Origin of the sequence: Streptomyces sp. NBC_01669 (assembly GCF_026339735.1) — a bacterium.
GTDB classification, from domain to species: domain Bacteria; phylum Actinomycetota; class Actinomycetes; order Streptomycetales; family Streptomycetaceae; genus Streptomyces; species Streptomyces yanii.
In genome coordinates, this window is the sequence record NZ_JAPEQG010000001.1 from 9,073,446 (window position 1) to 9,084,275 (window position 10,830).

A 10,830-nucleotide genomic window follows, 5' to 3' on the forward strand; every position below is an offset into this window, starting at 1 on the left:
CTCGCTAGTGCCGGATCAGACATTGTGGGGCTCGTAAAGTCATCGTTGCTGGTGGGAGCCCGCGTGCAAGGCCCTCGGTGGTGGCTGGGATGCTGCACCGCGTGATCATCTCGATCCTGTACCGGGCCACCCGGGCGTTGCTGTCCGTGCCTGCGGTGCTGCTGCGCCGGGACGTGGCCAAGGACGCCGAACTGCTGGTGCTGCGGCACGAGAACGCGGTGCTGCGACGACAGCTCAGCGGTCCGGTCCGCTACGAGCCCGCAGACCGGTTCTGGCTGGCCGCGTTGTCGTCGCTGATACCGCGCCGCCGCTGGAGCGGTGTCTTCCCGGTCACGCCGGGGACGCTGCTGGCCTGGCACCGCGGGCTGATCGCCGGCAAGTGGGACTACTCCGACAGACGCCGACGCACCGGGCGCCCTCCCACGGCCGCCGCGCTCAAGAAGCTGGTTCTGCGTCTGGCGCAGGAGAACCCGCGGTGGGGCCACCGGCGGATCCAGGGTGAACCGGCCCGGCTGGGGCATCCAATCGCGCCGTCCACGGTGTGGGAGATCCTGCACGCGGCCGGCATCGGCCCGGCCCCGCGCCGTACCGGCCCGAGCTGGCGCGAGTTCCTCTCCACCCAGGCCGAGGGGATCATCGCGGCGGACTTCTTCCACGTGGACACCGTGATCGGCAGGCGGCTGTACGCGCTGGCGTTCCTTGAGCACGGCACCCGCAGGCTCCACGTCACCGGCGTCACCGGCGTCACCGCCCAGCCCACCGCGCAGTGGGCGACCCAGCAGGCCCGCAATCTCGCCGCCGACCGCGGCACCCGCGTCGAGTCGCTGCGCTTCGTTCTCCGCGACCGCGACAGCAAGTACACCGACTCCTTCGACGCCGTCTTCGAAGCCGAGGACACCGAGGTGCTGCTCAGCGCACCTCGGGCGCCGCGCGTGAATGCCCACTGCGAGCGAGTAATCGGCACGATCCGGCGCGAGGCCCTCGACCATATCCTGATCATGAACGAGGCCCACGCCCGACAGGTCCTCGCCGAGTATCAGGAGCACTACAACTGCCACCGGCCACACCGATCACGAGACCAACGACCACCCGAAGCCCCGGGACAGCCAGCGGTGTTGGACGATCGCGTGCCCCGCAGTCTCCTGCGCACCCGCGTCCTCGGCGGGGTCATCAACGAGTACCGATACGCGGCTTGAGCTGCAGCGATCACTTTTCGAGCCCCACAGGTGACCGCGAAGACCTGGCGCCGGCGTTCGTGCGGGATCAGCCGGGAGAGTGCGGCGAGCCAGATCCGGTCGGTGGGCTCGTAGCAGACCCGGGCGATCTGCCGGCGCTGCACCGCGTTCTCATGCCGGAGCGCGAGAACTTCCGCATCTTTGGCCATACGGCTGCGCAGTACGGCAACGGGCACGGTGATCAGATTCCGGACGAGCGTGGCGACGACCGACAGCGACATCCGCAGATCGTCGCAGGCCAGTCGAGGCCTTGTCGCCAGGATCAGCAAACGTGCAGGCCACAGCCGCGAAATCGTATTTTCGAGCGGGACAGGCTCAGCCAGGGGTCGGGACCGATCCACGGGGACGGGTGACGCGAACTTGCGAAGGGTTCACAACTGCTGGGCAGACACATCGTTTTGGCGAACATGGGGACGATGGGGTGAACGGCGCGACGAGCTGCGGGCATGCCCGGCGGGGTGTGGGTCACGTTCTCGGTGCGATCTGGGACGCCGGGTGTGGCGTCAGCGGTCGGGGCCCCCGTATCACCAGCGAGATGGTTTGGGGCCTCCGCGTCGCCTCCGGCCACACCCATATGGCCAGGTCGTAAGGGATTCCGCCCGCCCGGTTGAGTCGGCCTGAAGCGCGGTTCCGATGTTGCCACCGGCCCGTTTCTCCAGGCCGCTCTCCGAACCCGGCGTACCCGTCTCCGAGTACCGGGCTCTCCACAGTTCCTCTCGTCGGGCTGGTTGTCAGGCTGTGGGTCAGGGGCTGGGGATCGTGTCGCCCCGGTAGCGGTACCGGGTGATCGCCGGTGTCCGCGCCAGGTTGATCAGTTCGACCCCGTCCGCGGTGATCGGCAACCATGATCCGTGAGGGCCAAGGAGCCAGCTGCGAACGTCCTTCCACGACCAGCGGTGCATCGTCTTGAGCCACATGATCACGCGATGCCAGAGGAAGGCCCCGAGCATACGGAACGTGTGCTTCGCGACTGCGTGCCGGAAGTAGTTGGCCCAGCCTCGCGCGATCTGGTTGAGCCGGATCAGCACGTCCCTGGGGTCAGCCTGTGACGTCCTGCGGGTCAGGGCACGGATCTTGTCCTTCACCGAGCGGATGGGCCGCGCGGCAATGAACGCGTAGACGTACCACTTGTTGCTTCCTCGCTTGCGGCGCCGCCGGATGCGAAACCCGAGGAAGTCGAACCCGTCCTCTATGTGCACGATTCGGGTTTTGGCTGGTGACAGCCTCAGTCCCAAGAGTTCGAGCACGGAGGCTACTTCGTCCTGGAGGGCCGCCGCGTCCTCGGCGGAGCCATGCACCATGATCGCGAAATCGTCCGCGTAGCGGACAATTCGCCAGTTGGGCAGGCCGTGCCGACGACGCTTGCGACGCGGGTACTGGCCATCCATCTGCCCGCCGGGCAGCCAGTCGCGGTGCAGGTGCTCGTCGAGCGCCGACAACGCGACGTTGAAGATCAGCGGGGAGAGGATGCCGCCCTGCGGGGTGCCGGTATGAGTGTCCCTTCGCTGGCCGTCCTCGCTGAGGATGCCCGACTTGAGGAACGCCTTGACCAGCGCCAGGACACGCTTGTCCTTGACCCGTTTCCGCACGGCGTCCATGACGGCGCGATGGGAGACGTTGTCGAAGGCCGCTTCGATGTCGGCGTCCAGCACCCAGTGGTATCCCTTGGAGCCGAAACGCTGGATTTCCGCGATCGCGTCCTGAGCCCGCCGTTTGGGCCGGAACCCGTAGGAGACCGGCAGGAAGTCGGCCTCGAAAATGGGTTCGAGCACCAGCTTCAGTGCGGCCTGAACGGTGCGGTCGGCCACGGAAGGAATCCCGAGGCTTCTCACCTTTCCGGCCCCGCCCGGCTTGGGGATCTTGCGCTCCCTCACCGGCAGCGGCCGGAACACGCCGGACTTCACGTCCGAGCGCAGACCGTCCAGGAACCCGAGTGCTCCGATGTCCCGCTCGACGTCGGCGACGGTCATACCGTCCACGCCGGCGGTCCGGGCTCCTGGTTGCCCGCGACCCGGTCGAACGCCACGATGAGCGTCGCCGGGTCGTGAACGAAGCTGAACAAGTCGTCGAACCGGCGGCCGGGGTCGGCCACCGCCCAACGGTGAAGCTTGGCCTGCATCCCCAGTACCCGGCCGAAGGACCCCGCTGGGGAATCTTCTTCCAGAGCGCCGCCGTTCGGCGGTGCGTCTTCTGGCATTACAGCATCCTTCCCTTCATGGAACTGCTGCCGCCCTTCCCCTTGCGCCGGGCTCTCCCCGGCTCCGAGTAATACGGCGGCTCCGCCCCCTCCCGCACCGGTCGACCGACGGTGGGTCCAGCCTCGAACTCCGCGCTGGCGGGGCGGACTCGCGGCGGATGCGGGAGGGTTCCCGTGTTCACTGCTGACCGTTCGTCGCAGGAGGTGCCCGACTCTGTCCCGGCGGCATCGCCACGGTTACGCCGCAGGCTTTCACCGTGGCCTCCCGGGCCTGCAACTCCAGACCTGCCCGGGAGTTCCCCGCTTCCGCACTACGGAAGTGGGTGCGCACCGCCATCCGGCCCAGATCCGCCAGGTTCGAGCCGGTGACTCATTACGGGACGTAAACGCCGGTTCCTCTCGTACACCTCTGCGTCTCGCTCGCCGGACCCGACCCATCTGGCAGTGCTGGACCGTCCCGGCTTTGTCACGGCTGCTCTCGCCCTCCCCGACACCTCTCGGTTCAGGCTGCCGTCAGCTACGCTCGCCCCGCTGCGACGGGGCTCGCGGTGCAGGTCTTCCACCTCCACTCGGTCAAACAGCGCTTTCCACGGCGCACGAAGATTTCAAGTCCAGTGAGACGGTTGTGACGCTATGAAGTTTGTGGTGCGGGTTCTCTGCTGTCCTCGGCGGAGCGACGGGACGTCATCGAGCTGATCCAGGGGTCGCTGCGGCTGGTCCGCAGGGACGTCTTCCTGGACGCCGAGGTGCCCACCGACGGCCAGCTCGCAGTGATCTTCTGATGGCCGGCGCACCAGAGGCCGCACGGGGCCGCATCCACGTCCGCAACGAGTTCGCCGCGGTAGACCTGCACGTTATTCCCTACGGTCGGGGATCGCGGCTGCACATCGACGCAGGACGCACCCAGACCACCGGCGCCATCGACGCGACCGTGCTCGAGGCGCTCACGCTCCTCACGGAGAGCGAACTGATGCAGATCGTCGCCACGGCCACCGACCCCGGACGCCCGGAGGTTCGTTGAACCGGGCAGTGCTTCGTTCAGGGCAGCGCTCCGCGCTGCTGGCGCCAGGCGTTCGGCGGCATCGGTGATACGGATGGTCATCGTCAGGAAGTTGACCCGGCTGGAGGTCCCGCCCAGTGGGAAGTCGAAGCCCTCGTACCGGCCGAGCTCCAGCGCCTGGCGCTCGAAGCTGTGGAGCTCTACATCGACCGCGCGCAACTCGCCCGGCGGCTTGCCGAGGAACGGTGCCGGCGCCGGCGCTTGGCCGAGTTCCTCGGCCTCCTCGGTCTCTTCGGCGGCTGGGATGGCTCATGGCGTCTGGGCAAGCCTGCTGTGGCGCACCCCGTACTTCAAGGACGGTGGCCGCCGCGCCGACGGCCTCGTCGTGGAGTTCACCGAGATCGACTACATCGAGCTCGACTACTCGTGACCGACTTGTCCGAGAAGGGCGCTCACCGTGGAGCACTCTCCCATGGCTGGTCCGGTCTCGCATCGTTCCGCGCAGCTGTATGTGTGGGTGCAGCCGCGTCCTGCCCGTTCACTCCTGCCTGCGGCGCAGGTCGTTGATCCTGGTGAGCACGTCCTCGGCATGCGGGCGGATCTGGGCCTTGAGCTCATCGCTCCATACCTCGTCCTGGTAGTGGCAGGTGAGATACAGGTTCCGTGCGTGCTCCAGGACGGGGCGGTGTTGCGGGGGCAGGCGGGCGAGGGCCCAGTCGGCGGCGGCGTCCTTCGGTTTGATCTCGCCCGTGGCGAGGGTGGTCCAGATGCGTGCGAGGGTCAGCAGGACGTTGCGGGTGTCCTCATCCAGCTCGGCCAGGAGCTCGGGGATGCCCGCGACGCTCGCCCGGACGAGGTCGGCGTGCGGCACCGGGTCGAGCACCTCGGCCGGACGCGGGCCCGTCAGGGGGCGGTCACCCGCCAGCGCCATCGTGATCACCAGGGCCAGGTCCGGCATCGGGCCGGGCTGCGGAATCCCGCCCGCTTCGTATTCCTCGCGCAGCCACTCGCCATAGAGGAAGTCCCCGGCCGGCGGGAACCTCCAGGGGCGGACCTCGGACTGGACAACGACGGTGAGTTCGACCGGCCGGACCGTGGACGTCAGGCCGGAGATCTCCAGCAGCGCCCCCAGCAGGAACCGCCGCTGACGGTCCCCCAGACTCCTGCGTGTGACGGTCAGGACGTCCAGGTCACTGGCCGGGGCGAGACCCCCGAGCACGGCAGACCCGTGGAGGTACGTGCCGACGAGTTCGGGCCCCAGTGTGGCGCGGACGAGTTCGACGGTTTGCTCAAGCTGATCCATTACGTCAGTGTCGTACACGTGCGTTCGCGGCGACCACGCCAGCCTCGGAGCGAGCCTCACCGCCCCGAGGGGAGGGAAGCCCGACAGAGCGCACGAGCAGCCTTGCACGAAATTCCGGCCCTGCATCGTCCGTGAGGTTCAGGAACAGGTTGTGACCTCTCTTTTCAGAGGCTCCGCCCTGCGTGACCGAAAGTGATCTCCTCCTGACGTGTTGTCAGTGGTAGCTGGTTTGATGGGTAGGTTGCGCAAGGGGGCGCAGCCCGTGGGGGAGGGGGAACGGCAATGCCGTGGGTCAACGGGTATATACGGCGGGACGGTACGAAGGTGCGGGGGTACTCGCGCTGGGCGGCGGGGCCCGGAGGGAGATGTCCACCCTGGTGCTGTTCGGGCTGGCGGTCGCCGTGATCGGGAACGCCCCGAACAGCAGTACCGGCGGAAAGAGCGAGTTACCCAGGCCCTCCTCGACCGTGTGCCCGGTCAAGTTCCCCGGCTGGAACAAGACCCCGGTGCCCCGGCCACGGCCCACGGTGTCCTATTCAATCCCGTGGAACCGGAGTAGCCAGTGAGTGGCCGGCGCCCGGCCCGCCGCCGACCGTCCCGCTCACGCGAACGCCGGCAACTGCGCGTTGGCGAGGCGCTGGTGCTCGTCGTTGTCATTCTGTGGGTGGTCGGCCGGCTGTTGCATTGGCTCGCCGGGCACCTCTGGATCGTCCCTCTCACTCTTGTGCCGGTCACTGCGGGCGCTGTCCTGTGGCAGCGCACCAGGATTCAGCAGGCCCGGCAGCACCAGGCGAGCGCCCGCACCTTGCAGGGCGGCTAGCCTCGTATACGAGGTCTAGCCGCCCTGTTTCGATTTCGGCACACCGATGCGGACTCAGGAGATGTTCACGCTCGTGGCTCGTCGTCGCGATCGTCGTTGCGGGACTGTCGAGGACGGGCGAGATCCTGAGCGATGAGCAGTAGGGCCCTCCTCAGCTATGTGTCGGTGGTCCGGCAGGCCGAGGCGCGGGCAGTGTCGGCGCCGCGGGGTAGGTCGCGCAGACAGCCTCGGGACGCTGCGTCCGCACGGAGGACACCTGGTCGGCCGTGAGGCGCTGTGCGTAGATGTCCAGGGCTGCGAGAGTCGTGCCGGACGCGCCGTAGAGCATCCGCGAGCGGGGCAGCGTCAGCTCACTGGTGACGGTGCCGACGCGCTCACCGTTGAGATACAGCGTGACGGTCGAACCGTCGCTGGTGAGAGCGAAGTCGGCCCACTGCCCTGACCCGAGGCCACGACCAAAGCTCTGGGTCACACCGTTCCAGCGCACGGTGACGTCGGTCGGGCTCAGGGTGACCCGGTTCGTGGAGTCGACCTGGCCGAGCAGAGTCACCGTTCCGCTCACCTTGACGGTGCCGGTGACCGACCAGGGTCCGGTCAGGTTGGAAGCCCCGAGCCAGTAGCCGCCGGAGTCGATGACCTTCACCTGGCCCTTGTCCGGGTCGGTGGCTGAGCGCGTCGAGACGAACAGCGGGGTCATCCCGCTGAGGTCGCATCGGTCGATGATTCCGCGCCGGTTGTTCGACGTGTGCGCGTCATAGGTGCCACGGGGGAACTCCGGATCCATGACGTACTGGTGGATCGGTCGGGCGTTCGTGGTGGCGTTGGGCTGCTGGACGCCCGTGTATCCCGGTGCGGTGCCGATGGTCTGCATGGTGGCCTCGTATGCCGCGTACTCCGTCTGGGTGCGCGGGCGGGTGTTCCACTGCCGGTCTGCGACCCGACCTCTCGGCATGATCGACAGCGACTCGAGCCACTGGCCTTCAGCCCAGCCCAAGTCGTCACCCCAGACGTGCATGCCCCACCCGAGGATCTTCGGGTCGGTGGGTGCGGTCCACGTCTGGGCGATGCGCTGCTGGTTGGGGCGGCCTGAACGGGCCGGCACCAGGTAGAGGAAGCTGCCGTCAGCGACGATCTTGTCGTAGGGCTTCAGGTGGGCGGCGGTTCCAGTGCCGGTCCAGTCCATGACGATGACGTTGGTGTCGAGCGGGATGTTGCGCGCCGACGCCTCGGAGCCGTTGTAGACCACCGAGGTGCGGCCCTTGGCTCGAACGTGGTCATTCACCTCATTGATGAACTCCATCTCGACATCGGCCGTCGTGGCGTACTTGCCGTTCGAGTTGGCCACGTAGTCCCGCAGAGCGGGGCAGCTGTTCATGTTCGGGGGCATCTCGTCACCACCGAGGTGGACCCATGGCGAGGAGAACCAGGGGAGGAACTCGTCGAGCATCTCCTGGGAGACCTTGAGGGCCTTCGGGTTCATGAGGTTGAACGTGAAGTCGTCGGTCAGGTGGCTGTAGCTGTAGCCCTGGCAGGTGTTCTGCGGCGTCGCGCCCGTGTCGCGCTCACCGAACCCCGGTTCGACCTCACGCGGGCCGTCTGCCATGCCGACGTGGAAGTAGGCCGACTTGGGTGAAACGTGGGCCGGCAGCTCGAAACCTGGAACGAGGGTCACGTTGTTCTCCCGGGCGATCCGGTCGAGACTCTCGATGTCAGCCCGGTCGTAGCTGAAGCCTGGCTCGGCCAGCCCGGGGTACTTGGGGCTGTTGAGCCGGAAACCCTCGGCGTCATCGAAGTGAAGCACCAGGTAGTTCTGCTTGAGGTACCCCATCTGTCGGATGACGTCGGCCACGGCGCGAGGCTCCCAGTACTCACGGGACACGTCGATCGTGTTCATGCGCACGGTGGTGTTGGCGCGGTCAGTGAGGACACCGGTGGGCAGGGTGCGTTGGTCGGCGCTCCCGACCAGCAGCTGGATCAGGCTGCGCGACCCGTAATAGATGCCACTGGCCGTGGGCGCGGTGAGCCGCACCGTCCGACCGATCTCCAGCCGGTACCCCTCGGGGCCCACCTCGGGTGCGAGAGCCGCATCGAGGGCCACCTGGATGCCGTTGTCGTTTGCACTGTTCGCTTGGGTGAGGGGCAAGCGGACACCCGTGCGGGCCTCGATGTCTCGAGCGGCATACCGTGCGACCTCGCGCAGCGGCCGGGTCGACACAATGGGGTCGGATTCTTTCGTCATGCCCGAGACAACGGTCCAGCGGCTGGCAGTGGCCGGATCGATTACGACCCTGGTCGTGTTCGCCAGGGTGAGCTTCCCCCCTGCGGGCTCCCAGTTCTGCGGAACCGGCAGCAGGGTCGTGCGTGGGTCGGCGACGTCGCTTTGGGCCTCCCCAGGCGTCGTCCGAACAGTAGGTTTCGCGACTGCCTCATTCGCCATTGCGGGCGACACCAGCACCGAGCATGCCGTCAGGGCTGCGAGGCAGCCAGCGAGTCTCGATATTCGCAACTTCGCCGACCCCTGGTGACGAGGGACGGCACGACGACCAGATTTTGACATGATGCCTCCATCAACTGGTCTAGACCGGTTTAGAGTTGATGGGAGTGTGGCCTGTGCGAGCACCACGGTCAAGAGGGGGTGCAGCGTGCAGGACTGACAAGCGGGGGCCAATGTGCAGGACTGACAAGAGGGGCCAGCGTGCAGGACTGACACACCGCCCAAGCCCCTTGGGGGTCTCTACTTTGAGACGGTCATCCGTAAGTACTGGGGTTTTCGGGTCTGGGGTGACGTCAGAGCGGGGTCGGGATCAGTCCGGTCTCGTTGATGAAGCCGTTCAGCAGGCCGGGTTGGTACTGCATCCGTTTCAAGCGGGTGCGGGCCAGCGCGGCGAGTTCGTTGATGCTGCACGGGGCCAGGTTGCCCAGGCTGTTCTTCAGGTGTGCCCACACTCCCTCGGCAGGGTTGAGGCCGGGTGCGTACGGGGGAACCGGAAGACGGTGCTCTGCCATGCGGCGGACGTTCTTCAGCGGCCGTCGCACGGGTCGTCGTCCGCAGACACCGGCTTGGTGTCTGCCGCCAGGCAGGAGGAGTACACCCGCGGCGGCGTGGGCCGCGGCTTCGGTTCCGACGTGGCGCCCACGGCAATGATTGCCCCGGCACCGACGAAGGCTAGCCCTGTCATCGCGGCGAGCCAGGTACCGCGGCTCACTGATCGCCACGGAAGTGGTTACGGAGATCGTCACGGCAGTCGTCCTCGGTGCCGACCTGAACTCGCGAGAAGACCAGCACTCCGTCTCCCTTGCCTTCCTGCTTGGCCTTGGCCAGCTGCGTCTCGATGTCCGCGATGCGCTCGGCGCACTCGGCACTGACGGACTTCTCGGGCTGCGAGTCCGGTGCCGAGGAGGCGTTCAGTTTGGCGGTGGCGGCGAGGCCAGCCGCGCACAGCACCGCCCACGCGGCAACCCACGAGCGGCGGCTCATCCGTATCTGCTTAGGCATCCAGGCATCCTACGAGCGCCGCGGCTGGCTGTCGCCGAATCGGGACTTCCTCGTCGACGAGACCAACGACGGAGCCAGCTGGCGTCGCCGACGAGGGCGACGGTGTCTGACCGGCAGTGCCTTCGACTCGCTCCGCCTCGACGCCGTCCCCGACCAGGAGGCGTTGCGCCGGGTCTACGAACTCCCCAGCGACGCGGCCGTGCGGAAGCAGATGACCGAACTCACCGAGCAGACTCGGCGGTTGATCGGCTGCTCATCGCTGGTCCTGGTCGCCAGCGCGGATGCCGAGGGCAACTGTGACGTCTTCCCGCGCGGTGGCCCCGCCGGGTTCGTCGCCGTCCTGGACGCACGGACGGTGGCGATACCGGACGCGACCGGCAACAAGCGGCTGGACACCCTGCAGAACGTCATCGCCACCGGACGGGCCGGGCTGCTGTTCGTCATCCCGGGGCGCACCACGACGCTCAGGGTGAACGGCCGGGCCTGCGTTTCCACCCGCCCAGACCTGCTGTCGCAGCTGACCGCCGTGGGCAAGCCGCCGGCCAGTGCGCTGGTACTGGGGATCGAGGAGGTCTACCCGCACTGCCCCAAGTCGCTGCTGCGCAGCGGGGCCTGGAAGCCGGAGCAGTGGCTGCCGGCGGACGCCCAGCCGGCCTCGGCCGAGGTGACGCTGGCCCAACTACGGATGCCGGAGCTGACAATCGCCGACATCGAGCAAGCGGAGGCGGACTCGCTGAAGTACCGGTACGAGTAACGGGCCGACCTGCGAGTGAACACCA

Annotated in this window: 11 protein-coding genes; 5 read left to right on the forward strand and 6 right to left on the reverse strand. The window is 67.5% G+C overall.

Annotation, left to right across the window (positions count from 1 at the left end):
• Positions 1 to 101 precede the first annotated feature (101 nt).
• A complete protein-coding gene (locus tag OG972_RS40765) occupies positions 102 to 1,196 on the forward strand; it encodes an integrase core domain-containing protein (protein WP_266990163.1) in 1,095 nt (364 codons plus the stop codon).
• A gap of 782 nt (positions 1,197 to 1,978) precedes the next feature.
• On the opposite strand, the gene ltrA is transcribed toward OG972_RS40765, so the two are convergent.
• Complete coding sequence (gene ltrA, locus OG972_RS40770) at positions 1,979 to 3,205, reverse strand: group II intron reverse transcriptase/maturase (RefSeq protein WP_323135972.1); 1,227 nt, start codon at positions 3,203 to 3,205, stop codon at positions 1,979 to 1,981.
• Entirely contained in the window at positions 3,202 to 3,432 is a 231-nt protein-coding gene (locus OG972_RS49425) for a hypothetical protein (protein ID WP_323135940.1), read from the reverse strand. Before OG972_RS49425 ends, ltrA begins: the two co-directional genes overlap by 4 nt.
• Positions 3,433 to 4,213: 781 nt before the next feature.
• Between OG972_RS49425 and OG972_RS40775 the strand changes: the two genes are divergently transcribed.
• Positions 4,214 to 4,453: a hypothetical protein gene (locus OG972_RS40775; RefSeq protein WP_266990164.1), complete on the forward strand. Its 240-nt coding sequence runs from the start codon at positions 4,214 to 4,216 to the stop codon at positions 4,451 to 4,453.
• A gap of 283 nt (positions 4,454 to 4,736) precedes the next feature.
• Entirely contained in the window at positions 4,737 to 4,862 is a 126-nt protein-coding gene (locus OG972_RS40780; RefSeq protein ID WP_266990166.1) for a hypothetical protein, read from the forward strand.
• 108 nt (positions 4,863 to 4,970) lie between these two features.
• Here the strand turns inward: OG972_RS40780 and OG972_RS40785 are convergent, their stop codons facing one another.
• Positions 4,971 to 5,735: an aminoglycoside adenylyltransferase family protein gene (locus OG972_RS40785; RefSeq protein WP_266990168.1), complete on the reverse strand. Its 765-nt coding sequence runs from the start codon at positions 5,733 to 5,735 to the stop codon at positions 4,971 to 4,973.
• 562 nt (positions 5,736 to 6,297) lie between these two features.
• Here OG972_RS40785 and OG972_RS40790 point away from each other — a divergent pair.
• Positions 6,298 to 6,555 (forward strand): hypothetical protein, encoded by a 258-nt coding sequence (locus OG972_RS40790; RefSeq protein WP_266990170.1) that lies wholly within the window; start codon positions 6,298 to 6,300, stop codon positions 6,553 to 6,555.
• A 151-nt stretch (positions 6,556 to 6,706) separates the two neighbouring features.
• Here OG972_RS40790 and OG972_RS40795 read toward each other — a convergent pair whose 3' ends face one another.
• The 3 genes from OG972_RS40795 to OG972_RS40805 all read right to left on the reverse strand — a co-directional run bounded on the left by OG972_RS40795 (position 6,707) and on the right by OG972_RS40805 (position 10,000).
• Positions 6,707 to 9,112 (reverse strand): family 20 glycosylhydrolase, encoded by a 2,406-nt coding sequence (locus tag OG972_RS40795; protein ID WP_323135973.1) that lies wholly within the window; start codon positions 9,110 to 9,112, stop codon positions 6,707 to 6,709.
• A gap of 230 nt (positions 9,113 to 9,342) precedes the next feature.
• A complete protein-coding gene (locus OG972_RS40800; protein ID WP_266990176.1) occupies positions 9,343 to 9,561 on the reverse strand; it encodes a hypothetical protein in 219 nt (72 codons plus the stop codon).
• A 196-nt stretch (positions 9,562 to 9,757) separates the two neighbouring features.
• Positions 9,758 to 10,000: a hypothetical protein gene (locus OG972_RS40805; RefSeq protein ID WP_323135941.1), complete on the reverse strand. Its 243-nt coding sequence runs from the start codon at positions 9,998 to 10,000 to the stop codon at positions 9,758 to 9,760.
• A gap of 157 nt (positions 10,001 to 10,157) precedes the next feature.
• On the opposite strand from OG972_RS40805, the gene OG972_RS40810 reads away from it, so the two are divergent.
• On the forward strand, positions 10,158 to 10,805 hold the full coding sequence (locus tag OG972_RS40810) for an MSMEG_1061 family FMN-dependent PPOX-type flavoprotein (RefSeq protein ID WP_266991031.1): 648 nt from the start codon (positions 10,158 to 10,160) through the stop codon (positions 10,803 to 10,805).
• Positions 10,806 to 10,830 lie beyond the last annotated feature (25 nt).

Coding starts and splice junctions, on each gene's coding strand:
- OG972_RS40795 (WP_323135973.1), bottom strand. CDS start 9,112: ATGTCAAAATCTGGTCGTCGTGCCGTCCCTCGTCACCAGGGGTCGGCG.
- OG972_RS49425 (WP_323135940.1), bottom strand. CDS start 3,432: ATGCCAGAAGACGCACCGCCGAACGGCGGCGCTCTGGAAGAAGATTCC.
- OG972_RS40780 (WP_266990166.1), top strand. CDS start 4,737: ATGGCTCATGGCGTCTGGGCAAGCCTGCTGTGGCGCACCCCGTACTTC.
- ltrA (WP_323135972.1), bottom strand. CDS start 3,205: ATGACCGTCGCCGACGTCGAGCGGGACATCGGAGCACTCGGGTTCCTG.
- OG972_RS40800 (WP_266990176.1), bottom strand. CDS start 9,561: ATGGCAGAGCACCGTCTTCCGGTTCCCCCGTACGCACCCGGCCTCAAC.
- OG972_RS40775 (WP_266990164.1), top strand. CDS start 4,214: ATGGCCGGCGCACCAGAGGCCGCACGGGGCCGCATCCACGTCCGCAAC.
- OG972_RS40785 (WP_266990168.1), bottom strand. CDS start 5,735: ATGGATCAGCTTGAGCAAACCGTCGAACTCGTCCGCGCCACACTGGGG.